Origin of the sequence: Pseudomonas sp. NFACC51, assembly GCF_900103575.1 — a bacterium.
Taxonomy (GTDB): Bacteria; Pseudomonadota; Gammaproteobacteria; order Pseudomonadales; family Pseudomonadaceae; genus Aquipseudomonas; species Aquipseudomonas fluorescens_Q.
Genome location: NZ_FMXH01000007.1, coordinates 15,630 through 40,441, shown reverse-complemented (window position 1 = coordinate 40,441; position 24,812 = coordinate 15,630). Strand labels below are relative to the sequence as shown.

The 24,812-nt window shown below is 62.1% G+C and carries 20 protein-coding genes and 1 pseudogene; 12 read left to right on the top strand and 9 right to left on the bottom strand.

The genetic code is table 11. From position 1 onward, the window contains the following. Positions 1-30: 30 nt before the first annotated feature. Positions 31-681 carry a GNAT family N-acetyltransferase gene (locus BLT00_RS15350; RefSeq protein WP_003203682.1) on the bottom strand — a complete coding sequence of 217 codons (651 nt, stop codon included), beginning with the start codon at positions 679-681 and terminating at the stop codon, positions 31-33. Between the two features lie 177 nt (positions 682-858). On the opposite strand from BLT00_RS15350, the gene xthA reads away from it, so the two are divergent. Further along, entirely contained in the window at positions 859-1,671 is an 813-nt protein-coding gene (gene xthA, locus BLT00_RS15345) for an exodeoxyribonuclease III (protein ID WP_003203684.1), read from the top strand. Between the two features lie 187 nt (positions 1,672-1,858). After that, on the top strand, positions 1,859-3,193 hold the full coding sequence (locus BLT00_RS15340) for a substrate-binding domain-containing protein (RefSeq protein ID WP_092144353.1): 1,335 nt from the start codon (positions 1,859-1,861) through the stop codon (positions 3,191-3,193). Between the two features lie 342 nt (positions 3,194-3,535). On the opposite strand, the gene BLT00_RS15335 is transcribed toward BLT00_RS15340, so the two are convergent. Both BLT00_RS15335 and BLT00_RS15330 read right to left on the bottom strand, forming a co-directional pair. After that, complete coding sequence (locus BLT00_RS15335) at positions 3,536-4,774, bottom strand: M20/M25/M40 family metallo-hydrolase (protein WP_092144351.1); 1,239 nt, start codon at positions 4,772-4,774, stop codon at positions 3,536-3,538. 85 nt (positions 4,775-4,859) lie between these two features. Then, positions 4,860-5,946: pseudogene (locus BLT00_RS15330) on the bottom strand (diguanylate cyclase). Between the two features lie 299 nt (positions 5,947-6,245). Between BLT00_RS15330 and BLT00_RS15325 the strand changes: the two are divergent. The 6 genes from BLT00_RS15325 (at position 6,246) to BLT00_RS15300 (ending at position 13,545) form a co-directional block, all read left to right on the top strand. Beyond that, the gene (locus BLT00_RS15325; protein ID WP_072339780.1) at positions 6,246-7,175 is read left to right on the top strand and encodes an alpha/beta fold hydrolase; all 930 of its coding nucleotides are present in this window, start codon (positions 6,246-6,248) and stop codon (positions 7,173-7,175) included. 148 nt (positions 7,176-7,323) lie between these two features. Next, positions 7,324-8,823: a glycolate oxidase subunit GlcD gene (gene glcD / locus BLT00_RS15320; RefSeq protein ID WP_063320373.1), complete on the top strand. Its 1,500-nt coding sequence runs from the start codon at positions 7,324-7,326 to the stop codon at positions 8,821-8,823. Further along, on the top strand, positions 8,823-9,881 hold the full coding sequence (gene glcE / locus BLT00_RS15315; RefSeq protein WP_092144350.1) for a glycolate oxidase subunit GlcE: 1,059 nt from the start codon (positions 8,823-8,825) through the stop codon (positions 9,879-9,881). The genes glcD and glcE overlap by 1 nt, the downstream gene beginning before the upstream one ends. A gap of 162 nt (positions 9,882-10,043) precedes the next feature. Then, the gene (glcF, locus tag BLT00_RS15310) at positions 10,044-11,264 is read left to right on the top strand and encodes a glycolate oxidase subunit GlcF (RefSeq protein ID WP_092144348.1); all 1,221 of its coding nucleotides are present in this window, start codon (positions 10,044-10,046) and stop codon (positions 11,262-11,264) included. A gap of 88 nt (positions 11,265-11,352) precedes the next feature. Further along, the gene (locus tag BLT00_RS15305; protein WP_092144346.1) at positions 11,353-12,729 is read left to right on the top strand and encodes a 2-oxoadipate dioxygenase/decarboxylase HglS; all 1,377 of its coding nucleotides are present in this window, start codon (positions 11,353-11,355) and stop codon (positions 12,727-12,729) included. Positions 12,730-13,026: 297 nt separating this feature from the next. Then, positions 13,027-13,545, top strand: a complete 519-nt coding sequence (locus BLT00_RS15300; protein WP_063320369.1) for an Hcp family type VI secretion system effector — start codon at positions 13,027-13,029, stop codon at positions 13,543-13,545. Positions 13,546-13,764: 219 nt separating this feature from the next. Here BLT00_RS15300 and BLT00_RS31885 read toward each other — a convergent pair whose 3' ends face one another. From BLT00_RS31885 to BLT00_RS15275, 6 genes are all read right to left on the bottom strand, one after another. Next, positions 13,765-13,938, bottom strand: coding sequence for a hypothetical protein (locus BLT00_RS31885; RefSeq protein ID WP_170845895.1), 174 nt, complete (start codon positions 13,936-13,938; stop codon positions 13,765-13,767). 31 nt (positions 13,939-13,969) lie between these two features. Continuing rightward, the gene (locus BLT00_RS15295) at positions 13,970-14,212 is read right to left on the bottom strand and encodes a hypothetical protein (protein ID WP_072339792.1); all 243 of its coding nucleotides are present in this window, start codon (positions 14,210-14,212) and stop codon (positions 13,970-13,972) included. A 65-nt stretch (positions 14,213-14,277) separates the two neighbouring features. Further along, a complete protein-coding gene (locus BLT00_RS15290; protein WP_092144344.1) occupies positions 14,278-15,351 on the bottom strand; it encodes a lipocalin-like domain-containing protein in 1,074 nt (357 codons plus the stop codon). Continuing rightward, a complete protein-coding gene (locus tag BLT00_RS15285) occupies positions 15,341-17,809 on the bottom strand; it encodes an ABC transporter permease (protein ID WP_092144342.1) in 2,469 nt (822 codons plus the stop codon). The genes BLT00_RS15290 and BLT00_RS15285 overlap by 11 nt, the downstream gene beginning before the upstream one ends. Beyond that, positions 17,809-18,477, bottom strand: a complete 669-nt coding sequence (locus tag BLT00_RS15280; RefSeq protein WP_092144340.1) for an ABC transporter ATP-binding protein — start codon at positions 18,475-18,477, stop codon at positions 17,809-17,811. The genes BLT00_RS15285 and BLT00_RS15280 overlap by 1 nt, the downstream gene beginning before the upstream one ends. A gap of 422 nt (positions 18,478-18,899) precedes the next feature. Then, positions 18,900-20,597: a sulfatase-like hydrolase/transferase gene (locus tag BLT00_RS15275; protein WP_092144338.1), complete on the bottom strand. Its 1,698-nt coding sequence runs from the start codon at positions 20,595-20,597 to the stop codon at positions 18,900-18,902. A 376-nt stretch (positions 20,598-20,973) separates the two neighbouring features. Here BLT00_RS15275 and BLT00_RS15270 point away from each other — a divergent pair, with 376 nt between their 5' ends. The 4 genes from BLT00_RS15270 to BLT00_RS15255 are packed head-to-tail and all read left to right on the top strand — an operon-like array spanning position 20,974 to position 24,792. Next, a complete protein-coding gene (locus tag BLT00_RS15270) occupies positions 20,974-22,338 on the top strand; it encodes a UDP-glucose dehydrogenase family protein (RefSeq protein ID WP_063320363.1) in 1,365 nt (454 codons plus the stop codon). Continuing rightward, positions 22,335-23,414, top strand: a complete 1,080-nt coding sequence (locus BLT00_RS15265; protein WP_092144336.1) for an NAD-dependent epimerase — start codon at positions 22,335-22,337, stop codon at positions 23,412-23,414. Before BLT00_RS15270 ends, BLT00_RS15265 begins: the two co-directional genes overlap by 4 nt. Next, on the top strand, positions 23,401-24,147 hold the full coding sequence (locus tag BLT00_RS15260; RefSeq protein ID WP_092144334.1) for a sugar transferase: 747 nt from the start codon (positions 23,401-23,403) through the stop codon (positions 24,145-24,147). Before BLT00_RS15265 ends, BLT00_RS15260 begins: the two co-directional genes overlap by 14 nt. Further along, complete coding sequence (locus BLT00_RS15255) at positions 24,148-24,792, top strand: CpsD/CapB family tyrosine-protein kinase (protein ID WP_063320360.1); 645 nt, start codon at positions 24,148-24,150, stop codon at positions 24,790-24,792. The last annotated feature ends 20 nt before the right edge of the window (positions 24,793-24,812 follow it).

Sequence of the window (24,812 nt, the reverse complement as noted above, 5' to 3'; positions counted from 1 at the left end):
GAGCCGGACATTTCGCAAAAGTTCGGCTGACTATGCCGTTGCGCTTTGCAGAACCTGCGGGTTGGCGTGGAAGAACACATGCTCGCGGATCGGTCCTACCGCCACTTCGCCGATTTCCTCATAACCCTGGCGTTTATAAAACTCAAGGTAACGTGGGTTGCCGGTGTCCAGCACCACGCCCTGGGAATGCTCGTCCACCGCACACCAGTTATGCACCGCCTCGAGCAACTGTTCACCGAAATGCTTGCCCTGGAACTGGGGATGCACACCTAGCAGAGGCAATACATGGACCGCATCCGACGGCAGGCAGGCCAGCACCGCCGCGTGGTATTCCAGGTAGCGCCGCGTGCAGCGAAAACCAGTACTCAGGACCATGCGCAGGCGCCAGGCCCAGCTTTCGGTGATGCCCAGGCGCCGCTGCGGCGGAGCGATCAGGGCGATGCCAATCAGGCGGTCGTTGACCAGCAAGCCGATGGCCGGCAAATCCTGAAGAAAATGCTGCTTGACCAGCTCACGCACCGTGGCCCGTACCCGCTGTTCATAACCGGGACGCTCGGATTCGAACAGGTAGCTGAAGGTCGGCTCGTGGCGATAGGCCTGATATAGCAACGAACGGGCTTCACGGGAATAACCACTGTCGAGCATATGGATGTCGGCGATGGCGGTGGCGGTTTCGGGCATGGCGTTGGATCTCCTGGGGCGAGGCTCGGTGAGGCCCTGCTCTTATTGAGTACGAACCCGATAGGGTCGTGATCGTTCCTACATGCAAAGGACATTAGCAGCGCATTTGTCCTACTGCCACGCTGGCTCCCTTCCCACATGTCAGCTAGCATCGCAGTTTTGCCAGGACAGCCGACCATGAAGATCGTCTCCTTCAACATCAACGGGCTGCGCGCCCGTCCCCATCAGTTGGCGGCGCTGATCGAGAAGCACCAGCCGGACGTGATCGGGCTGCAGGAAACCAAGGTCCACGACGAACAATTTCCCCTGGCCGAGGTGCAGGCCCTGGGCTACCACGTGCATTACCACGGGCAAAAGGGTCATTACGGCGTCGCCCTGCTCTCCCGCCAGGCGCCACTGAGCCTGTACAAGGGCTTCGAGGGCGACGACGAGGACGCCCAGCGACGCTTCATCTGGGGCACCTTCGCCGATGCCAACGGCGTGCCGGTGACCATCATGAACGGTTATTTCCCACAAGGTGAAAGCCGCGACCACCCGACCAAATTCCCGGCCAAGGAACGTTTCTACAGCGATTTGCAGCAACTGCTGGAAAGCCGCTTCAGCAACGATCAGCCGGTGGTGGTGATGGGTGACGTGAACATTTCCCCGGAAGACTGCGACATCGGCATCGGCCCGGACAACATGAAGCGCTGGCTGAAAACCGGCAAATGCAGCTTCCTGCCGGAAGAACGTGAATGGATGGCGCGCCTGAAGAACTGGGGCCTGGTGGATAGCTTCCGCCACCTGAACCCGGACGTCACCGACCGCTTCAGCTGGTTCGACTACCGCAGCCGCGGTTTCGAGGACGAGCCCAAGCGCGGCCTGCGCATCGACCTGATCCTCACCTCCCACGGCCTGCTGCCACGGGTCAAGGATGCCGGCGTGGACTACGAACTGCGGGGCATGGAAAAACCGTCGGACCATGCGCCGATCTGGTTGCAGTTGAGCTGATCGAGTCCCCTGTGGAGCTTGCTCGCGATAGCGGTCCAGCCGTCACATTGGTCTTGAATGTGCCGCCGTCATCGCGAGCAAGCTCGCTCCCACATTGTATTTGGGTACTCCGTCGCACCCCTGTCACCTTTCAGTAACCTGACTGACTTAATCTTCCGGCACTTCCTCAGGTTCAGAAGGTGCCGGCATGCGGCTGTGTGTTGTGGTTTTCATGGGCCTCTGGCTGCCGTTCTTGGCATGGGCCGGCCATTTGCCCATTCCCGAACAGGGCCCAGCCTTGCGCCTCCAAGGCTCCAATACCATCGGCGCGGCGCTGGGGCCGGCTTTGGTCAGAGGTTTGATGGAAGATCAGGGCCTGCTCAGGGTCAGCAGCGAAATCACCGGGCGCGACAACGAGCAGCGCATCGTCGGCCTGAGCGCCGATGGCCGACGGGTGGAAGTCGACATCGCGGCCCATGGTTCGAGCACCGGTTTCGCCGCCCTCAAGCAGGCCAGCGCCGACCTGGCGGCCTCTTCCCGGCCGATCAAGGACAGCGAACGGAAGGAATTATCGTCCCTCGGCGATCTGAAAAGTCCCACGGCCGAGCAGGTCATCGCCATCGATGGACTGGCGATTATCCTTCATCCGCAAAACCCGTTGCGTCAGCTCGACACCGTGCAACTGGCACGAATATTCAGCGGCGAGGCGAAGATCTGGGAAGCGGTGGGCGGCGTTGGCGGGCCGATTCATCTGTATGCCCGGGATGAACAATCTGGCACCTACGATACCTTCAAGGAATTGGTGCTTGGCCGACACGGTAAGCGGCTGGATCCCACAGCGCGACGCTTCGAATCCAGCGAACAATTGTCCGACGCCGTCAGCCAAGACCCGCAAGGCATCGGTTTCATCGGTTTGCCTTACGTACGCCAGGCCAAAGCCTTGGCGATTGCCGACGGTGATTCCCAACCCATGTTGCCGTTGAACAACCTGATCGCCACCGAGGACTACCCCCTGTCCCGCCGGCTGTTCTTCTATTTACCTCCCCGGGAAACCAACCCCTGGGCCACGGCACTGGTCGAGTTCACCCAAAGTGACAAAGGCCAGGCCATCGTCGCGGCCAACGGGTTCATCGCCCAAACCGTCCAGGCCATGGCCGTCACACCCAATGCATTGATGCCCGAGGGTTACCAGGCCCTGAGCCGCCATGCCCAGCGCCTGACGGTGAATTTCCGCTTTGAAGAAGGCAGCGCCAGCCTGGACAACAAGGCCCACCAGGACCTGGGCCGGGTGCTCGACTACATCCAGAAACACGGCAAGACCGAGCGCCGCGTGACGCTGGTGGGTTTCGGCGACGCCAAGGACGACCCGGCGCGGGCGGATCTTCTGTCCAAACTGCGGGCCATGGCGGTTCGACGTGAACTGGTCAAGTACGGCGTGACCTTGCGGGAAGTGCGCGGCTTCGGCGCGCTGATGCCGGTGGCGGCCAATAGTGAAGATGAAGGAAGGATCAGGAATCGGCGGGTGGAGGTTTGGGTTTACTAGGGTCCAAAGGCCGGACACCTCTCCCACGGCAAACCTCATTCCCGTGGCGAGGGAGCTTGCTCCCGCTGGGTGGCGAAGCCGCCCCAAAATGGACTGACGCGGTCTTTCCGGTGGACCGCATCAGCCGTTTTTACGACTGCTTCGCAGCCGAGCGGGAGCAAGCTCCCTCGCCACAAGAGCCGTGTGTTTATCCCGCTGATTTCGATGTAGGACCAAGCTCCGTCGCCTTGCGCCATTACCTACAACTACGCCAGAATCCGCCGGCTTGTACGCCTTAGGGTCGGGCACAACGTCGAAGCGCGCTAGCCGCTGCAGCTCGCTCCCACAGGACGACATAGCGCGTTATCGCCCCGCCAACTCCATGATCATCCGCGACAACAGATAAATCCTTGGCACCACACTCTCGACTTCGGCGTATTCCTCCGGCGTATGGATGTTGCCACCGACGATGCCAAAACCGTCCAGCGTCGGCGTGCCAACCCCGGCCGACAGACTGGCATCCGCCGCTCCACCGCTACCTTCTTCAGTCAGTTTGCGCCCGAGTTCACCATAGATGCCTTGGGCCATGGCCATCAACCGGTCCGACTCCGCCGTCTGCGGCATCGGTGGCAGGCCGCGCTTGAGGCTGGTGGTGACTTCGGTGTCGGCGATCAATTTGTCCTGCGACACCCGGGCCAAGTCTTTTTCGATGCGGTCGAACTCTTCCGGCACCGCCGCCCGCACATCCGCCTTGGCGCTCGCCTGGTCGGGGATCACGTTGGTCCGGTCGCCGGCCTTGATCACCGTGAAGTTGATGGTGGTTTTCTTTTCCGCGTCGCCAAGCTTGCCCAGTTGCAAGATCTGGTGCGCGGCTTCCATCGCCGCATTGCGCCCCAGTTCCGGTGCGACACCGGCGTGGGACGCCTTGCCCTTGACCTCCACCAGCGCCGTGGCACTGCCCTTGCGCCACACCACCAAGCCATCGGCCGGGCGCCCCGGTTCAAGGTTGAGGGTCACGTCATGGGCCTTGGCGGTTTTCTTGATCAGGTCGGTGGCGGCGTCCGAGCCGGTTTCTTCGCTGGCGTCGAGCAGGAAAGTAATCTGTGCGTAGTTCTTGAAGTCCAGGTTCTTGAGCACCTTCAAGGCGTAGATCCCGGCGACGATGCCGCCCTTGTCATCCATCACCCCCGGCCCATAGGCCCGGCCATCCTTGATGTGGAAGGGACGCTCGGCGGCCGAGCCTTCCTTGAACACCGTGTCCATGTGGGCCATCAGCAGGATTTTTGCCTTGCCGGTGCCCTTGAGGGTCGCCAGGATGTGCTGGGTACCGTCCGAGTTAGGCACCTTTTCGATGGTGGCGCCCAACTTCGTCAATTCATCGATCGCAATATCACCGACCTGGGTCAACCCCGGCACATAGCCTGAGCCAGAGTCGATGTTCACCAACCGCTCAAGCAGTTTCAGGGCCTCGCCCTTGTACTGTTCGGCGTCGCTCAGGACTTGTTGATGGGGCTGTGCGAAAGCACCGGGGGCGAAGGCGCCGAGGGCCAGGCTCAGGCCAAGACTGACGGCCAGACGGGAGCGAAGAGCGGTCATCATCATGATTTCATCCTTGTTCCGTATCGAAAGAGTGCCATAGGCACCCTACCCGACAATGGGTCAAGGCTCTAGACCGCAGGTGGCCACCTCAGGGAGACATGACCGATTCTTCCAACACCTGCCGATGCCGAAAACAAGTGACTCGGTTGCGCCCGCCGGTCTTGGCCTCGTAAAGCGCCTGGTCGGCATCATTGAGCCAATGGGTGGCATCGCCATAAGCCGGGTTGAAGGCTGCCAGGCCAATACTCAGGCTCACCTTCAGCGCCGGGTTCTGTTCATAGCTGAGCGTCGCGAAGCGCTCGCGCAACCCGTCCATGGCCTGCACGGCGTTGTGGAGCGTCAGGTCCGGCAGGATCACACAGAACTCGTCCCCCCCCATAACGCCCGACCACATCGGCGGCGCGCAGGTTTTGCTTGAGCATCTTGCCAAGCTGGCGCAGCACGACGTCGCCGGCGACATGGCCATAGGTGTCATTGATGGCCTTGAAGTGATCGATGTCGATCAGCGCAATCGCGCCGCGCCCTGCCCCGTCATTCGAGTGACGCTGGCAGCGCTGGAACTCCTCGTTGAGACGATCTTTCCAGGCGCCATGGTTAAGCAAGCCGGTCAGGCTGTCGGTGCGACTCAGGGCCAGCAATTCGCGCTTTTGCCGGCCCAGCGTGTAGGCCTGGCGATAGCAGAACCAACCCAGTGCCATCGGATACAGGCACAGCAACGGCAAACACGCATATATCTGCGCCGGGCTGGTCATGGGCACGCTGGTCAGCGGGAAGATCAGCACGCCCACGACAATGCCGGCCACTTGGGCCAAGGCCCCAATGAGCAGGAAACGCAGGCCACCAATGGCGACATTGTTCATCGCCATCATCGCCAGCGTGACGGCCGCGGGCAACGGGTTGAACTGCATTGCCGCGACCCAGAAGCCACCAAGCACCGCATCGATCAATAAATTGAGGTGTTCGGCGTGGTAAGGCATCGAGCAACGTCGGGCCCACCAGTAGGACAAGTGTGGCCAAAGCAGGCCATTGAACAGCATGAAACCCCAGACCCACGACGCCGGTTCGAGAGGAAAGATGGCAGCACTCACCAACAGCAACCCCAGCGTCAGGCCCAGAATGCGCGATATATAAAGCCTCCTGGCCAGCGTCCGTCCCTTTTTTCCCGTGTTTTGCATAGGAACCTCTGCACCGCGGGTTTCCCAAGTCATTGGGACGGGGGGGGTAGCTTGGAGTCTATCAGGGCGGCATCAAATAGCCACCACTGAATGAAGGGGTATTTATTCTCCTTCAAATGTCGGGCTTTGCCGCGGATTTTGGCTATACATGAGTCATCCAGCGGTTGTCATAGCAAGTAGCAAAGCAAATGCGTCACGTCATCGCGATGTCCTCGGGTTTCAGCTTCACTTAGAGAGTATCTGACCCGTCGGCTCAGACTGGCCGATCACATTCTGTCCTGATCCATGGAGGGCAAAACATGCTGGTGTTGTGGGTAGTCCTTGCCGTGTTTATCGCCTGGAGCTGGTTGACGTATCCAGGCATCGGCCATGTGCTGTACGACATGGGCATGGCGCTGGAGGCACGTCTCTACCGGTTGCACAAGATCACCGTCCCCATCAGCGAGATGACCGTCTCGACCTGGCAAGGCGGGCCCTATGAAGCATCCGGCAGCATCCTGATGCTGCATGGCTACAGCGCCGACAAGAATCTCTGGCTACGCTTCGCCCGGCATTTTGTCGGCGACTACCGGGTGGTGGTGCCCGACCTGGCCGGCCATGGCGAAACCGGCTTCAAGGCCGGCGGTGGCTATGACATCCCGACCCAGGCCCGGCGGGTCATCGAGTTGCTCGACGCCTGCGGCCTGGACAAGGTCCATGTGATCGGCAATTCCATGGGCGGTTACCTCGCCGCATGGCTGGCGGCCACGTCGCCCGAGCGCGTGCTCACCCTGGCGCTGATCGATCCGGCCGGTGTCACCGCCCCCCAGGCCAGCGACATGGAACGCCACCTGGCCGCCGGGCATAACCCGTTCCTCGTCGACTCGCGGGACGATTTCGCGCCGTTCTACGCAATGACCATGGCCTCCCCGCCCTGGGTGCCCAGCGTGGTACTGGCGGCAATGGCCGAACGTTACGAACAGCGCCGCGATGAACTGGCGGAGATCTTCGTCGATTTTCGCGCCAGCCCGCCGATGGAACCGCACCTGGCCGACATCCGCGCCCCGTCGCTGCTACTCTGGGGGCGCAAGGACCGCCTGATCGACGTCAGCAGCGTGCCGGTGTGGAGCAAGGGCATCGCCGATTTGCGGGTGGAAATCTGGGACGGTATCGGCCACATGCCCATGGTCGAACGACCGGGGAAAACCGCGGCGCTGTATCGGGAATTTCTCAAGGGGTTGGGGCAGTGACGGCAATGTATAAAACAAAATGAACGCCCTGTGGGAGCGAGCTTGCTCGCGATAGCGGTGACACATTCAACGGGGGATGCAAGCTGCCCCACCGCCATCGCAAGCAAGCTCCCACAGGGATTCCAGCCGACCCAGAGGTATCGACTTCATGAACATCCTCTACGACGAACACCTCGACGGCCCCTTGCCCAAGGTGGACAAACAGGCCCTGCTTCAAGCCTTGCAGGCACAGATTCCGGACCTGGACATCCTGCACCAGGAGGAAGACCTCAAGCCCTATGAATGCGATGGCTTGTCGGCCTACCGCACCACGCCCCTGCTGGTGGCATTGCCCAGGCGCGTCGAGCAGGTGCAAGCGCTGCTCAAGCTCTGCCATGGGCTGGATGTGCCCGTGGTCGCCAGGGGTGCCGGGACCGGTCTGTCCGGTGGCGCCCTGCCCCTGGAGAGCGGCGTATTGCTGGTGATGGCGCGGTTCAACCAGATCCTGCACATCGACCCCGACGCCCGCACCGCGCGGCTTCAGCCCGGTGTGCGCAACCTGGCGATCTCCCAGGCGGCGGCACCGTTCGGGCTGTATTACGCACCGGATCCCTCATCGCAAATCGCCTGTTCCATCGGCGGCAATGTCGCGGAAAACGCCGGTGGCGTGCACTGCCTCAAGTACGGCCTGACGGTGCACAACCTGTTGAAACTGGAAATCCTCACCATCGAAGGCGAACGCCTGACCCTCGGCAGCGAAGCCCTGGACTCGCCGGGCCTGGACTTGCTGGCACTGTTCACCGGTTCCGAAGGTTTGCTGGGGGTGATCACCGAAGTGACGGTCAAATTGCTGCCCCGGCCCCAGGTCGCCAAGGTGCTGCTGGCCAGTTTCGATTCGGTGGACAAGGCCGGGCGAGCGGTGGCCGACATCATCGCCGCCGGGATCATTCCCGGCGGCCTGGAAATGATGGACAACCTGGCGATCCGCGCCGCCGAGGACTTCATCCACGCCGGCTATCCGGTGGAGGCCGAAGCGATCCTGCTGTGTGAACTGGATGGGGTCGAGGCCGATGTCCATGACGATTGTGAACGGGTCCGCCAAGTGTTGGAGCAGGCCGGTGCCACCGAAGTGCGCCAGGCGCGGGACGAGGCCGAACGGCTGCGGTTCTGGGCCGGGCGCAAGAACGCCTTCCCGGCGGTGGGGCGCCTGGCGCCGGATTATTACTGCATGGACGGCACGATCCCGCGACGCGCCTTGCCCGAAGTACTGCAGCGCATCGCCAGCCTCGGTGCCGAGCATGGCCTGCGCGTCGCCAACGTCTTTCACGCCGGCGACGGCAACATGCACCCGCTGATCCTGTTCGATGCCAACCAGCCCGGCGAACTGGAGCGCGCCGAAACCCTGGGCGGGAAAATCCTCGAACTGTGTGTCCAGGTGGGCGGCAGCATCACCGGCGAGCACGGTGTGGGCCGGGAAAAAATCAATCAGATGTGCACGCAGTTCAACAGCGACGAACTGAACCTGTTCCACGCGGTAAAAGCAGCGTTCGATCCCCAAGGCCTGCTCAACCCCGGCAAGAACATCCCCACCCTGCACCGCTGCGCCGAATTCGGTGCCATGCACATCCATGGCGGGCAACTGCCGTTTCCTGAACTGGAGCGTTTCTGATGAGCCGCGAAGCCGACCAGGACGCCAGCGACCTGCTGCTCGAACAGGTCAATCGCGCCCGGGCCAACGCCACGCCGCTGCGTATCCAGGGGTCGAACAGCAAGGCCTTCCTGGGGCGCGAAGTGGCTGGCGAAGTGCTGGACACCCGCGTGCATCGTGGCATCGTCCACTACGACCCCACCGAACTGGTCATCACGGCCCGGGCCGGCACCCCGCTGCGGGAACTGCTTGCCGCCCTCGACGCCGCCGGGCAACGGCTGCCCTGCGAACCGCCAGCATTTGGCGATGACGCCACGGTCGGCGGCATGGTCGCCGCCGGGCTATCGGGGCCGCGTCGTCCATGGGCCGGTTCGGTGCGCGACTTCGTCCTGGGCACGCGCCTGATCAGTGGCCACGGCACGCTGTTGCGTTTCGGCGGCGAGGTGATGAAAAACGTCGCCGGCTACGATCTGTCGCGCCTGTTGGCCGGCAGTTTCGGTTGCCTGGGGGTCATCACCGAAGTTTCCTTGAAGGTCCTGCCCAAACCCCGTCACAGCCTGAGTATCCGCCTGGAACTGGACAGCACCGAGGCCCTGGGGAAACTCGCCGAATGGGGCCGTCAGCCCCTGCCCGTCAGCGCCGCCAGCCATGACGGCGACTGTCTGCAGCTGCGCCTGGAGGGTGGCGAAGGCTCGGTCAGCGCCGCTCATCAGCGTTTTGGTGGCGAGGTGATCGACGATCAATACTGGACGGCACTCAATGAACATCAGTTGGCCTTCTTCGATGAAGGCGTGCCGCTGTGGCGCCTGTCGCTGCCCAACCATACCGGGCCGCTCACCCTGCCGGGCGCGCAACTGATCGACTGGGCCGGTGCCCAACGCTGGGTGAAAACCGAGGCCGACACGGTGCAAGCCCTGGCCCATGAAGTCGGCGGCCATGCCACCTGCTATCGTCAGGGTGCCAGCGACACACCGTTCCAGCCACTGGCCCCGGCGCTGCTGCGCTATCACCGGCAACTCAAGGCCCAGCTCGATCCCCTGGGGCTGTTCAACCCTGGTCGGATGTACCCGGAGCTTTAGTGCCCTGTGTCGCAAATGCGCTCCTTTTTTGACGAGTGGCTGTTGTCGTCAGGCAAGGCGCCGCGACGCGTCATAGCTCGCGATGGCGAGGAGCGGCAACGCAGCATAACGACAACAGACGCCGTCAAAAAGGAACAGCATTTGTGATACAGGACACTAACTATGCAGACTCGCTTCAGTGAGGAAAGCAAAAACCTGCCCCGCGCCGAAGAAGCCGAACGGATCCTGCGCAGTTGCGTGCATTGCGGTTTCTGCAACGCCACCTGCCCCACTTACCAATTGCTCGGCGATGAACTGGACGGCCCGCGCGGACGCATCTACCTGATCAAGCAAGTGCTCGAAGGCCAGCCGGCGACAGCCAGCACCCAGTTGCACCTGGATCGCTGCCTGTCGTGTCGCAACTGCGAGACCACCTGCCCGTCCGGTGTGGATTACCACAACCTGCTGGACATCGGCCGGGCGGTGGTCGACCAAGCCGTACCGCGCCCCGCCGACCAACGTGCGCTGCGCCTGGGGCTGCGAAGCCTGGCCGCCAGCCCCGAGCGGTTCAAGGCCCTGCTGCGTCTTGGCGCGGTCTTCCGTCCGTTGCTGCCGGCGAACCTGACCGCCAAGTTGCCCCGCCCTTCCCCGTCTCACGGCGAACGCCCGCCTCTGCGGCATCGGCGTACGGTGTTGATGCTCGAAGGTTGCGTGCAACCGGGCCTGTCGCCCAACACCAATGCCTCGGCAGCGCGAGTGCTGGATCGACTCGGCATCAGCGTGATCCCCTGTGCGCAGGCCGGCTGCTGCGGTGCGCTGGAGTATCACCTCGACGCTCAGGCCACCGGATTGGACCGCGCCCGACAGAACATCGACGCCTGGTGGCCGCACCTGGAAAACGGTGCTGAAGCCATCGTCCAGACCGCCAGCGGCTGCGGCGCATTCATCAAGGACTACGGGCACCTGCTGGAGCACGACCCTGCCTATGCCGCCAAGGCCAAGCAGGTGAGTGAACGGGCCCAGGACCTGGTGCAAGTGCTCGGCAAGGAACCGCTGGAACAGATCTGCGCGGCCAGGAACCAGCGCATTGCCGTGCATTGCCCCTGCACCTTGCAGCACGCGCAGAAACTCGGCGGCAGCATCGAGGCACTGCTGACGCGGCTGGGTTTCAACCTCACCGAGGTGCCCGACGGCCATTTGTGTTGCGGCTCGGCCGGCACCTATTCGCTGACCCAGCCCGCCCTGGCGCGGCAATTGCGCGACAACCGCCTCAATGCGCTGGAAAGTGGCCAGCCGGAGCTGATCGTCACCGCCAACGTCGGCTGCCAGAACCACCTCGACGGCGCCGGTCGCACGCCCGTGCGGCACTGGATCGAGCTGGTGGATCAGTCCCTGGCAGAATGAAGTCCTGAAGATTCTTCGTTTGCCGGGGCCGGCGAAGGCTGCGATCTTTCGTCCAACTTTCCCACAGCCCTCGCCAGGAATTCTTACGATGAGCTTCGTCAGCCCCGACCTGATCCGCCAACGCTTCTCTAGAGCGATGTCTGACATGTACCGCGACGAGGTGCCGCTGTATGGCGCCCTGATGAAGCTGGTGGAGCACACCAACGCCCAGGTGCTGGCCGAAGACCCGATCCTGGCCGCACACCTGCGCAGCACCGGCGAACTCGAACGCCTGGACCTGGAACGCCACGGCGCGATCCGCGTCGGTACCGCCGCCGAGCTGGCAACCCTGGGGCGTCTGTTCGCGGTCATGGGCATGCAGCCGGTGGGCTACTACGACCTCACGCCTGCCGGGGTGCCGGTGCATTCCACCGCCTTCCGCGCCGTGCACGAAAGCGCGTTGCAGGTCAGCCCGTTCCGGGTGTTTACCTCGCTACTGCGCCTGGAACTGATCGAGAACGCCGAGCTTCGGGCCTTTGCCGAGTCAGTGTTGGACAAACGGCAGATCTTCACCCCCAGGGCCCTTGAGCTCATCGAACAGGCCGAATACCAGGGTGGCCTGAGCGAGTCCCAGGCTGAGGACTTCGTCCTACAAGCCCTGGAAACCTTTCGCTGGCACCACAGCGCCACGGTCACCGCCGAACAGTACCGGCAACTGAGCGCCCAGCATCGGTTGATCGCCGATGTGGTGGCGTTCAAGGGCCCACACATCAATCACCTGACACCGCGCACCCTGGACATCGACATCGTCCAGGCCCGGATGCCCGTGCACGGCATCACGCCCAAAGCCGTGATCGAAGGCCCGCCTCGCCGCCAATGCCCGATCCTGCTGCGCCAGACCAGCTTCAAGGCCCTCGATGAGCCGGTCAGCTTCACCGATCAATCACAATCCCAAGGCAGCCACAGCGCTCGCTTTGGCGAAATCGAGCAACGCGGCGCCGCCCTCACGCCCAAGGGTCGTGCGCTCTACGATCGATTGCTCAACGCTGCGCGGGATGCGTTGGGGGATTTCCCCAACGAGGCCAACGCCGAACGCTACAACACGCTGATGAGCGAGCACTTTGCCCAATTCCCCGACAACCACGATGAGCTGCGTCGAGAAGCACTGGCGTACTTCCGTTATTTCGTGACGCCCAAGGGCCTCGCCGCCAAGGGCAGCGTCGAGCGCACGGCCTCGCTGGAACGCCTGTTGGAGCAGCAATACCTGCGTGCCGAACCCTTGGTGTATGAAGACTTCCTGCCGGTCAGCGCCGCCGGCATTTTCCAGTCGAACCTTGGCGATGCTGCCCAGAGCCACTACGCCGGGCAGTCCAATCGCCACGCCTTTGAAGCAGCGCTGGGGCGGGCGACCATCGATGAGTTGGGGCTGTACGCCCAGACACAACAGCGATCCATCGATGAGTGCAGGGCTGCATTGGGCGTGTAGGAATAAGCCGAAGGACAAAACGGCAAAAAACTGCCTGAGAGGCGTGCGCGCGGCGCGCCTTTCTTGGCCTGCCGACCCGGGCATCGCGGTGCCTGGTGGAGTCGCGAGGCACTGCAATGGGCCGGGCAAGTCTTTGAGCGCTTTCTGGTCTGTTTGGAGGAAGGATCAGCCCGATACAAAATCAACTTATTGATATTTATAGTTTTTTTAAAAATGGCATAGCTCTTGATAATCGTCAGGCCACCTCGGGCGAATCCAGTCCCAGGCCCCATCGTTATCCAGGAAGGAGAGCATCCATTGGCTACCCCCGCGTACATGACCATTACAGACAACAGTCAAATATTACTGACCGAGAAGGCGTTTACCGCCGACTCGGTGGGTAACATTTATCAGGAAGGTCATAAAGACGAAATCATGGTGCAAGGTTTCCAGCATCAGGTGACCATTCCACGAGACCCCCAGTCCGGTCAGCCAACTGGTCAACGCATACACCAACCCTTGGTCATCACTAAAGTCTTTGACAGAACCTCACCGATGCTGCAGGAAGTCCTGTGCCGCGGCGAAACCCTGGCCAAAGTTGAAATCAAGTGGTACCGCACTTCAGCCTCCGGAACCCAAGAGCATTACTACACCACTACGCTGGAGGACGCGATTATCGTCGAAATCAAGGACTACATGCTCAACTGCCAAGACCCGGCAAATTCACATTTCACTCACTTGCAAGATGTGCACTTCTCGTACCGCAAGATCACCTGGAATCACATAGCCTGCAGCACGCTGGGCGTCGATGACTGGCGTGCACCGGCCGCCGGTTAAGTCCGCGCATTCGTCAATGCACCGGCCAGTCCTGCTGGCCGATGTGCATTGAAGTAAACAGGGATATTTTCCCTCAGAGGTGTTCGCCCAGTGCGACGGCCTCGGCAATCCATGCACTGGTAAAGAGCCTGACACTGGGCGAACGGCACAATATTAGTGGAACTTGCAGGATATTTCCGCGAGTCCATTTAAATAATTATTCATCCTTGATGCGCCACCTCAACCACGCCGGCCAGTTTTCTGCGCATCGGTCTCTCCTGCTCCCGCATCCCCCTGCTGCTGTTTGCGCTTGGCGGGATCGTTGGGGCGCAAGGCGTCGTTGTCGCGTTCCACTTCGCCAGGCATCGCCGGCTCGTCAGGGTTGTGCGGCGTTTGATCGGAACGGTGGTTCATGACGAACTCCTTGGTTGTTCAAGCCTGGCAATCAGGCATCAGGGTCGGCGACTTCTTCAGCGACGTTGGCATCGGGGGAGCGCTGGTGCAGTTGCTCAGCCTTGGTCTTCAGCGCCTGCCACTGCGCCAGGTCGATAGCTCCCTGGCCAAACAGATCATCGGCCACCCGCATCAGCTCGGTGAAATGAACGTCGGGTGATTGTTGCCAATAGGCCTTGTCGTCGAACAGCCGCTGCCAATCGGCCAGCGACGGAGGTTTGAGGTCATCGCTCATGACGGGCTCCTGCGAGGCATTCATAAGGTATGAGGGCTGAGATTCGTGGGGAGTTCCGGCGATTCTCAGTAGCCGGTCATTTCCAGGTAGCCGTTGCCGACGTGGCTACCGTTCAATCGCACCGGCCCTTCCCAATAAGGAATCTGCAAGTTCATCCAGGCGTTGGGGTTCAAGGGTTGGGTCGTCACGTCGAGCTGCCTGGCAGGGATCTTGATCGACCAGCGCACCGGCATCGACCGCCCGGCGACCTTGGCGCTTTCCAGTGGCGCCAGGCTGATCTGCCCGGCGTGCAGGGTTTGCGCTTGGCCCTGGGCGTCGATCCAGGTGCCCGTGAGATACGGCGCGCCGTCCTTGTGGCGCATGCGGTAGAGCATCAGGTGCTCGCCGTTGTCCAAGTGCAGGGAAAACCAGTCCCAGCCAGTCTGGTTTGCGCTCAGGGGCTGGCTGCTCCATTCGCGGTCGAGCCAGGCCGGGCCGCTGACCGCGTAACGCTGGCCATCGATTTCCAATTCACCGCTGGCCTGGAAGAACGGCTGGCTGTAGTAGTACGACGCCTGCCCCTGTTCGGATTTCTGGCTGAAACCTTGATCGCCCTGCAACACCAGCGGCCGGCTCGACGTCAGCTGCAATGCATAGCTGAAGCGCGGGTTCCGGGCCTGCAATTGCATATCCGCCAGCGGGTCGACGCCCGTCGTCCGAGTGCTGAAGCGCCAGTCGTCGATCCAGGCCTCGAAGGGTGTCGTCCGTACCCCGGCCTGCCCCACCCCGCCTCGTGCATAACGTTCGGCGGCATGGTGCACGGTGGCGGATGTGACCGCCGCGTGGCCGAGCCAGATCGTCTGGTTGCGCCAGCCGCCGGCCTGGGGCGCGGCATTCAAGGCGCTGCGAAACAACGTCCATTGCACGCCGAACTCATGCCCCTGGGCATCCTTGAGATTGGCGGTGACGTACCACCACTCGATACGAAAACCTTCATGAATCCCGTGGTCGGCGGGGAAACTGAATACCCGCCCAGGCACCACCGGGGTGAAGGCCACAGCCTGGTCGCCGAGGCCGGCAAAGCCCTTTGGCGCTGGCGCGGAGTCATCACAACCGCTGAGCAATGCCAGCAGCAACAACACGCCGACTCTAATCTTCATGGGCAAAGGTCCTCAGCAAATCCGCCGGCTGCGTGCGGTACAACGCATACAGCGGCCAGGCCGATGCCAGCAGCGTGGCGAGCATCGCCAGGGCCAGCAATTGCACCAATTGCAACGGGAACACCCGCAATGGCAGGCGCCAACCGAAAGCCTGCACGTTGATCACCGTGTCCAGGCACCAGGCCAGGGCGATGCCCAGCGGCAACGCCAGGACCAAGGTCAGCAGCGCCAGCAGCCAGGTCTGGCCGAGGTTGAGCAGCATCAACTGCCGACGCGTCACCCCCAGCGCCCACAGCGGCGCCAACTGAGCGAGGCGACTCTGGCTCTGGGTCAGCAGACTGATGAACAACGCCACCCCGGCCACCGCCAGGGTCAGGCTGTTGAGGGCAGCGGTGGCGGCGAAGGTTCGCTCGAACACCTGGGTCGACCAGCCCTTGAGCCGGGCCTGGTCGACGATGCGGCTGTCATCCAGACTGAACCGGTCTTGCAACGCTGTCAGTAGCGCCGGGATCGCGGACGGTTCGATGCGCAGGTTGAAACGGTTCGGCGTCAGGTTCGGCCAGTGCGCCAGCAAGTGATCGACGTTGACCAGCACATGGCCCTTGGGATTGCCATAGTCGGCGTAGATGCCAACGATGCGCAGTGCCCATGGCCCCTGGGGTGTCGGCAGGGTCAACTGATCGCCGGTACTCACCTTGAGACGCCGTGCCAGCTGTTCGCTGAGCATGAGGGTGTCGGCGGCGGCCAGTTGCTCCCACGGCTTGTCGCCGGCCGATTCCAGCAGCGGCCAATGCTGTCGATAGTGGGGGTGATCGATGATGCCGTGGATATCCGTCGGCCAGCCCTGCAACGGGACCGAGACTTGCCAGAGGGGAACGACGGCAGTGATCGCCGGTTGTTGCGTGAGCCAAGCGTGCAGTTCGTCCGCCTGGGCCGGGGTCTGCGGGTTGATATACAACTCGGCGGTCAACCGTTGTTCGAGCCAGTTGCTGAAGGTCTGGCGAAAGCCGGCGGTCATGCTGCCGGCGCCGATATTGGCCGCCAGCGCCAGCAACAAAGCCATCAGCGCCAGGCTCAATGTCGGCAATTGCTGGCGACAATCGGCAAGAAACCACTGCCCGAGCACCGAGCGGCTGCGCCTCGACAACCGCTTCAGCGCGCTGTTGAGCAACACCGGCAAGGCCAGCGCCGCGCCCAGCAACAAGGCGGTCATCAGGACAAAACCACTGGCCAGGCTATCGCCCCAGATCAACGCCGATGCGGCAATCAATGCCGCCACCGTCGCCACCCAACCCTGGCGTCGCAGCCATTGGGCATGGGCCTGATGCCAGGCCTGGGGGTTGGCCAGCGCCAGCAAGGGCAGGCGCGCCGCCCGCAAAAGGCTGTCAGCGCCGGCCAGCAGCGCACCGAGCAGACTCAAGCCGACACCGCTGAACCACCACCATGGGCTGAGGTTCAAGTGCCCGGCCACTTCGGCGCCATACAAACCTCGCAGGCTCGCCGCGACATCGGGCAACAACAGGCTCGCCAGCCAATAGCCGCTGAGCACCCCGGCGATCCCGCCCAGCAAGGCCAACGCGCCCAGTTCGATGGTCAGGCTGGTGACCAGCACCCGCGCACTGACACCACAGGCGCGCAGGGTCCGCAACAGACTGCGGCGTTGCTCCAGGGCCAGGCCGATGGCCGCGTGAACGATGAACAGTCCCACCACGAAGGATAAAAACCCCAAGGCATCAAGGTTCAGGTGAAAACTTTCGGTCAGGCGCGACAGGTTGTTTTCTTCATCGGCGTGCTTGAGTTGCAGGCGACCGGTGAACGCTTCCGATAATGCGGCACTGAACGTGGCGGGCAACAACAGTCGCGACAGTTGCTCCGGCAACCCGAGTACCTGTTGGGCAAAACCGATGTCCATCAACAGCACGCCCGGCGCCATGTCCTCCTGGGCATGCAACGGCGGCAGGGTTTGCCCATCGACACTCCGGGGTCGGTCGCCCTCGGTCAGCCCCAGGGCTTGCAAGGTTTGCGGGGCGATCCAGGTGCGGCCGGGGTCGGTAAAGAACGCCACCACCTCAGTCATCTCCCGCGCCTGCCCCGCCAGCGCGGCACCGGGCGGCAGCGACACCGGGTCGATGCCCATCAGTTGCAGGCGCTGATCCTCGTGGTCCTTGAGCAGCACCCGAGCCTGCACCACTGGCGACACCGGCCAGCCCTGGCGCCGCAGCTCGACAAACCATTGCTGGGGGAACGTGCCACCACCGGGTGCACTGAGGCTGGCCTGGGGTTCGCCGCCGATCAATTGGCTGGCCCGAGCGTAGCTGTCCCGGGCCTGACTGTTCAGCGCTTGCACGCCAGTGAGCAGGCTGGTTGCCAGCCACAGGCCGGTCAGCACGCTGAAGAATTGCACCGGGTGTTGGCGCCAATGGCTGAGCAGGGCCTTGAGGGTCTGGCGAAAAATCATCACCCCTGGGTCACCTGCGCCAACTGCCCGCCGTGCAATACCACGCGCTGGGCCAGGCGAGCTGCCACCCGTGGACTGTGGGTCACCATCAGCAGGCTGGTGGGGCTGCCCTCCAGCAGTTCCAGTAGCAGTTGCAGGACTTCGTCGCTGGTGGCTTCGTCGAGGCTGCCGGTGGGTTCATCGGCCAGCAACAAGGGCGGTCGCGAAGCCAATGCCCGCCCCAGCGCTACCCGCTGTTGCTGGCCGCCGGACAGTTGCTCGGGATAACGCCGCAACAGCCCTGAAAGCCCGAGCCGCTGTACCAGATGGGCTTGCCACGCTGCGTCATGACGGCCGCACAGACGCGCCTGGAACGCCAGGTTGTCCTCCACCGACAAGCTGCTGATGAGGTTGAACTGCTGGAACACCAGGCCGATTTCCGTGCGTCGCCAATTCGCCAATTGGCTTTCACTCATGCCATCGAGCCGATACTCGCCACTGCGAATGCTGCCGCGATCGACCTTGTCCAGCCCAGCGACCAGGTGCAGCAGGGTGCTCTTGCCACTGCCCGACTCCCCCATCAGCGCCAGACTGCTGCCGGGCATCAGTGTCAGATCGATGCCTTGCAGCACTGGCAATGGGCCCTGAGGCGTGGGATAGCTTTTGTGCACTTGGCGGACTTCAAGCATGGAAAGGCTCGACGGGTGGACTTGAGGTTCAGGATAGCGGAGTTGAGTGATGGGCCCCATCGGCCAATACAGCTGTGCGTCCCCATTTCGCTGGTGAACCTTGGTATTTGCTTGTCGGATGGGGGTGTATATCCGTTGCTGCGGTAACGGCGACTTAGGGTTCCGCCCTGACGGCGGGTCACTTTCGAAAAGCGCGAAAGTAACCAAAGCGCTTCTGCCCCACCACTCGGTGCCTCGCCTAGGCTCGGCATGCCGGAGTGAGGGCACACCGAGCCTAAGCGAGGTGCCGAGTGGTGGGGCAAGCCTTTTTTGCTTACTTTTTTTGGCGTTTGAAAAAAAGTGAGTCGCCGTCAGGGCGAAACCCTAAGTGGCCGTTACCGCAGCAATGGATATGTACTCAATCAACAAGAACTCAGCTCCAGTCAACGCCCCACCGCCATCTCAACCTGGCCGGACTGCGGTGTCACGATGTCGCCCAAGTCGATGTGTTTCCAAGCCGGCTTGGCCCCCAACCGTGCATTAAAGCGATAGTTGAAAGTGAAATCATCATCGGTTGGTTGGCTCAGGGATTTCCCATAGGCCGATTCAACCCCGGCCGGGTCGTAACCCATCAACTGCAACAGCGTCGGGAAGATGTTGTAGTGGCTCGAACGATCCTTGTTCCGGGCCCAGGCATCACGCCAATCAAGGGTGTGCAATTGGCTGCCCTGGATCACTACCAACGGCACCAACCCCTCCTCCGCCACCGGGTCACCGCCGCAATGGGTGTTGAGCCCGGGGTTGCCACGCTCGTGCAGGTCCTGGCCGTGGTCGGAGGTGTAGATCAGCACGGCATGGCTCAAATCGGCCTGCTGGAAGATTCGCTTGAAGAACTCGCCGACGTTCCACAGCAAGGTGTTCTGGTAAGCATTGCGATACAGCAACCAGTCATCTTTCTGGCCATTGAAGCCATCGCGGCTAGCGGTGTCGGCCACCTCCTGAAACTGCCCTCGCGGCAAGGCCGGGCGGTAGTTCATGAAGTCGTCGGGGTATTTGTCGTGTACCGGGAAATGCGCCCCCACCTTGTTGATCACCACCAGTTCGGCCTGGTTGTCGCCCAGCAGTTCGATCAACTTCGCCGCAGCCGCCATGTCACGGTCGCGCACGCTGGCCTGGTCGAATTGGACGAATTCGTCGATGTCCTGTTTTTCCAGCTCGGTCATCAGGTTTTGCAGGTAGCCACCAGTGCGCTGGGCGTCGATGTAGACGGTACGCAAACCCGCCTTTTTGGCATATTGCCAAATCGACGGCCGGGTGCTGTTGATGCGTATGTAGTCGGCGCGCGTGCCGCCATAGCGCAGGGTGACGTTGGTGTCGGCGCTGCAATTGGCGATGGAGGCCGCATAACCGAAATTGAAGATGTCCACGCCCTCCGGCGGCGTCTTCAGCCCGGTGTGCACGCCGAATGGCGCGTTGATATCCAGGTAATTGCCGCCAATGCTTTCATCGATGATCAGCACGATATCCTGCTCGATCAAAGACGACCGTCGCACCAGGGTGACCGGCTCCCGGGGACCGATGGTGCTGTGCAAGGACTCGTAGGCAAACAGATTCAAATAGGCCAACGGCGTGTACATCACCGGCAGGCCGCGCGCGCCCTCGCCCGCCCGCACGAACAACACGCCACTGAGCAACAACATGCCCAGCACCGGCGCCGCGATCGGCAGATAACCGGGCAACCGCACCGACCGCCGAGGCTTGAGCGCGATGCCGAATAACAGCAGCAAGCCGCTGATCACCGCGCGGATAATCACGTCGCGGTACTGATAAGCCGCCTCCTGGATAAATCCCCCCGAGTACACCAGCGAAACGAACTGGCTATAGGTCAGGTAACTGTCCGTGACCCGGGTGTACACCTCGAAAAACACCGCTGAAACAAACATCGCCAAGGCAAACACATGCCTCACCAGGGTCTGGCGTATGTAGGCACTCATCCACAGCGCCAGCACCAGCACCGTGAACATGGCGCCGAACAGCAACGTTGCGAACCCCAGGCCCAACGCGGTGAGACGGTCGAGGTAATAGTCGTATCCCTTGAGCAGGTACAGAACCAGCAGCAGTTCCTTGAGGTAACGGGCCATGTTTTCCTCGACCAGATCGCCGTATCCAAAGCACTTCGTTCCTGCACGTTAGCAGCCGATTTTCAAAGCGCAAGGAATGCTTCATCCGAAGCACGCGTCAAAAAAAAGTTACCCCAAAAATGACACGAAAATACGTCACAGAATGTAAAAATCTATGGATTACTACCGTTTATCGCTTTGTCAAATCCCCGTAAAGCCCAATAAAACAGCCACTTTACTAAGACTGTCAAGGACTTGATATCAAAAGGCCCGACTTCACTTGAATTGCCAACACTGACAACTGTCATTTTGCTGACACGCTTTTCTGAAGCTGCGCTATACCCCTCTAAACAGTTTCATCCGAGTTACATCATTCGGTTTGCGAGGCGCGCCAAAAATGGACGTGAGTGTATTTGGTACGGGGTATGTCGGGCTGATCCAGGCCGCCGCCATGGCCGACGTCGGACATCGCGTTTTGTGCATCGATATCGACCCGAACAAAATCCGGCAACTGCAACAGGCCGTACCGACCATCAGCGAGCCGGGGCTGTCCAGCTTGCTCGAAGACAACATCAAGGAAGGACGCTTGTCGTTCAGCTCCCAGGCCAGCGACGCAGTCAATCATGGCGAGCTGATTTTCATCGCCGTCGGCACCCCCGCCGATGAAGACGGCTCGGCAGACCTGAGCCATGTGCTGGCCGTCACCCGGCAAATCGCCGACTTCATGGACAGCGACCGCACCCTGGTCATCAAATCCACGGTGCCGGTGGGCACGGCCGACAAGGTGGCCGAATGCGCCCGCCAGGCGCTGGCGCAGCGGGGCCTGAAACAGTTGAACGTACGCGTGGTGTCCAATCCCGAGTTCCTCAAGGAAGGCAGTGCGCTGGCCGATTGCATGCGCCCCGACCGGATCATCATCGGCACCGCCGACCCGCTGGCCCGCGACCAGATGACGGAGCTCTACGCACCCTTTTGCCGCAACCACGAAAAACTGATGTTCATGGACAACCGCAGCGCCGAACTGACCAAGTACGCCGCCAATGCCATGCTCGCCACCCGCATCAGCTTCATGAACGAACTGGCCAACCTCACCGAACGGCTGGGCGCCGACATCGAAGCCGTGCGCAAAGGCATCGGCTCGGACCCACGCATCGGTTACCACTTCATCTACCCCGGCTGCGGTTTTGGCGGCTCATGCTTTCCCAAAGACCTGCGGGCCTTGCTACACACCGCCGAACAAAGCGGCATGCCACTGCGCTTGTTGCGCAGCGTCACCGACGTCAACGACAGCCAGCGGCACATCCTCTTCGAGAAACTGGCGACGCAATTCCAGGAGGGCCTGGCCGGCAAATCGATTGCCATCTGGGGCCTGGCATTCAAGCCCAACACCGATGACATGCGCGAAGCCCCCAGCCGCTACCTGATGGAAGCGCTGTGGCGCGAAGGCGCCCGCGTCCACGCCTATGACCCGGAAGCCATGTCCGAATGCCGGCGCCTCTACGGCTATCGCAAGGACCTGAACCTCTGCGCCACCCGCGACGACACCCTGGAAGACGCCGACGCCCTGGTGATCTGCACCGAGTGGAAGAATTTTCGCGTGGTGGACTTCGACCTGTTGGCCAGCAAGTTGCGCGCCCGGGTGATCATCGATGGCCGCAACCTGTACAACCCCGAACACCTGGCCGCCGCCGGACTGCTGTATCGCGGTATCGGGCTGCGGCACACCGTGCCGGGCACCCCGCTACCCGGGCCGCAAGCATGAACATCCTGGTCACCGGCGCGGCCGGTTTCATCGGCGCCCACGTCGTGCTGCGACTGCTGCGCGACGGCCATCGGGTGTGCGGGCTGGACAATTTCAACGACTACTACGACCCGCAGCTCAAGCACGACCGCGTGACCTGGGTGAACGACCAGGCCGGCGAATTTCCCCTGGCGCGGATCGATCTGGCCGACGCGCCGGCCATCGATGAACTGTTCCAGGCCCGGCGCCCGGACGTAGTGATTCACCTTGCCGCCCAAGCGGGCGTGCGCTACTCGCTGGAAAAACCACAGGCCTATGTCGACAGCAACATCACCGGGTTCCTGAACATCCTGGAAAACTGCCGCCGCTATCCGGTCAAGCACCTGATCTACGCCTCCTCAAGCTCGGTATACGGTGCCAATTCGCGCACGCCTTATTCGGTGCAGGACAACGTCGACCATCCGCTGTCGCTGTACGCGGCCAGCAAAAAAGCCAACGAACTGATGGCCCACAGCTACAGCCACCTGTTCGGCATTCCCTGCACCGGCCTGCGCTTCTTCACGGTGTACGGCCCTTGGGGCCGACCAGACATGTCGCCGATCCAGTTTGCCCGCGCCATCGTCGAAGACCGTGTGCTGCAACTGTTCAATCACGGCGAGCACCAACGCGATTTCACCTACATCGACGACATCGTCGAAAGCATCGCCCGCCTGCTCGACCGTGCGCCCCAAGTCACGCCCCTGTTGGATCACGAACAACCGGACCCGGCCACCAGCCGTGCGCCCTGGCGGATCTACAACATCGGCGGGCAGCACCCGGTGGCGCTGCGCACCTATGTCGCACTGCTGGAAAAGCACCTGGGACAAACCGCCCGCATCGAACTGCTCCCCCTGCAAGCAGGAGATGTGCTCAACACCTGCGCCGATGCCAGCGACCTGGCACAGGCCACCGGTTTCAAGCCGTGTATCGAACTGGACGACGGCCTGGGCCGCTTCATCCGGTGGTTCCTCGATTACTACGCACAGCCTGCCCACGCACCGCTCGCAACTGAACGCTTGCGGCCCAACCTCAGCGGAGGAATCCATGACCCGACATGAGCAAGTCATCGAGATCAACGCCCCTGGACGCGACAAGCGTGTCGATCCCGACCACCGCAGGCGCCTGGACGCGGCCATCCACCGCCAGGGTCGAGGTTGGTTGACCGGTCGCGACGGCGGCCGGCCCTGGACGGTCTCGCGCACCAATCGCGTGGTGGCCTGCCTCGGCGCGCTGGCGATCCTGCTGCTGTTATGCCCGCTGCTGCTGGGCCTGGCGCTGCTGGTCAAGTTCTCCAGCCCCGGTCCCGTGCTGTTCGTGCAGAAGCGCACCGGGTATCGCGGCCGAGTCTTCGGCATGTACAAGTTCCGCACCATGGTGGCCGATGCCGAGGCGCTCAAGGAGTCGCTGCGCCACCTCAACAAACACGGCGCCGATGCCATCGACTTCAAGATCGACAACGATCCGCGCATCACGCCCATCGGCCGGTTCCTGCGACGCAGCAGCCTCGACGAACTACCGAACCTGATCAATGTAGTGACCGGCGACATGCGCCTGGTGGGCCCCCGGCCGACCTCGTTCAACGCCTATCGCTACAAGGACAACCATCTTGTGCGCCTGAGCATCTACCCCGGCATGACCGGCCTTTGGCAGATCTCCGGGCGCAGCAATATCGACTTCGACCAGCGTGTGGAATTGGACCTCAGCTATATCGCTGAACAAAGCCTGTGGCTGGATTTGAAGATCCTGATGATTACCCCCTTCAAAGTGTTCAGCGGCCACGGAGCGAGTTAAATGGACGGTTCAACGAATATCCTGACCATAGCCAGCCCGAGCGAGACCAACCTGACCTCGACCGTGCTCGACCCTTCCCTGCGGATCCTGCTCTTGACGTCCGCCAACACAGGCACCGGAACCAGCACCAGCGCGATGGCGCTGGCCGCTCAACTGGCGCAGATGAGCAACGGTCGCGTACTGCTGGTGGATGCCAGCCAGTCACCGCGCAACCTCAGCCAGCAACTGTCGTTGCACAAGGAGCGCGGTTTTACCGATCTGTTGTTCAACAGCCTCGCCCCGCCCTTGCTGCAGGACTGCGTGGTGCAGGCGTCCAGCCTGCCCTTCGACGTGTTGCCCCACGGGCGCCTGGGCCGCAATGCCGAACGCTTGAGCCCCGAACGACTGCGCCCACTGTTCAGGCAACTGGCGGCGCAATACCGCTTTGTGGTGATCGACGCCGACGCGGTGTATTCGGCCAGCGACACACTGGTGCTCAGCACCCAGGTCGACGGCGTGGTGCTGGTGGTGCGTGGTGAAGACACCCGCTGGGAAGTGGCCCAGGCCGCCCGCCAGCGCCTGTCCCAGGCCGGCGCGAAAGTGGTGGGCAGCGTGTTCAATCGCCGCAAGTACTACATGCCCAAGTGGCTCTACAACAACCTGTAAGCCTGCAAAAGGATGACGAG

Bases quoted from the DNA above. Each gene is read 5' to 3' on its own strand.
- BLT00_RS15325 (WP_072339780.1), top strand. From the start codon at position 6,246: ATGCTGGTGTTGTGGGTAGTCCTTGCCGTGTTTATCGCCTGGAGCTGG.
- BLT00_RS15270 (WP_063320363.1), top strand. From the start codon at position 20,974: ATGGACGTGAGTGTATTTGGTACGGGGTATGTCGGGCTGATCCAGGCC.
- BLT00_RS15305 (WP_092144346.1), top strand. From the start codon at position 11,353: ATGAGCTTCGTCAGCCCCGACCTGATCCGCCAACGCTTCTCTAGAGCG.
- BLT00_RS15340 (WP_092144353.1), top strand. From the start codon at position 1,859: ATGCGGCTGTGTGTTGTGGTTTTCATGGGCCTCTGGCTGCCGTTCTTG.
- BLT00_RS15295 (WP_072339792.1), bottom strand. From the start codon at position 14,212: ATGAGCGATGACCTCAAACCTCCGTCGCTGGCCGATTGGCAGCGGCTG.
- BLT00_RS15275 (WP_092144338.1), bottom strand. From the start codon at position 20,597: ATGGCCCGTTACCTCAAGGAACTGCTGCTGGTTCTGTACCTGCTCAAG.
- BLT00_RS15260 (WP_092144334.1), top strand. From the start codon at position 23,401: ATGACCCGACATGAGCAAGTCATCGAGATCAACGCCCCTGGACGCGAC.
- glcE (WP_092144350.1), top strand. From the start codon at position 8,823: ATGAGCCGCGAAGCCGACCAGGACGCCAGCGACCTGCTGCTCGAACAG.
- BLT00_RS15280 (WP_092144340.1), bottom strand. From the start codon at position 18,477: ATGCTTGAAGTCCGCCAAGTGCACAAAAGCTATCCCACGCCTCAGGGC.
- xthA (WP_003203684.1), top strand. From the start codon at position 859: ATGAAGATCGTCTCCTTCAACATCAACGGGCTGCGCGCCCGTCCCCAT.
- BLT00_RS15290 (WP_092144344.1), bottom strand. From the start codon at position 15,351: ATGAAGATTAGAGTCGGCGTGTTGTTGCTGCTGGCATTGCTCAGCGGT.
- BLT00_RS15335 (WP_092144351.1), bottom strand. From the start codon at position 4,774: ATGATGATGACCGCTCTTCGCTCCCGTCTGGCCGTCAGTCTTGGCCTG.
- BLT00_RS31885 (WP_170845895.1), bottom strand. From the start codon at position 13,938: ATGAACCACCGTTCCGATCAAACGCCGCACAACCCTGACGAGCCGGCG.
- BLT00_RS15265 (WP_092144336.1), top strand. From the start codon at position 22,335: ATGAACATCCTGGTCACCGGCGCGGCCGGTTTCATCGGCGCCCACGTC.
- BLT00_RS15285 (WP_092144342.1), bottom strand. From the start codon at position 17,809: ATGATTTTTCGCCAGACCCTCAAGGCCCTGCTCAGCCATTGGCGCCAA.
- BLT00_RS15350 (WP_003203682.1), bottom strand. From the start codon at position 681: ATGCCCGAAACCGCCACCGCCATCGCCGACATCCATATGCTCGACAGT.
- BLT00_RS15255 (WP_063320360.1), top strand. From the start codon at position 24,148: ATGGACGGTTCAACGAATATCCTGACCATAGCCAGCCCGAGCGAGACC.
- glcF (WP_092144348.1), top strand. From the start codon at position 10,044: ATGCAGACTCGCTTCAGTGAGGAAAGCAAAAACCTGCCCCGCGCCGAA.
- glcD (WP_063320373.1), top strand. From the start codon at position 7,324: ATGAACATCCTCTACGACGAACACCTCGACGGCCCCTTGCCCAAGGTG.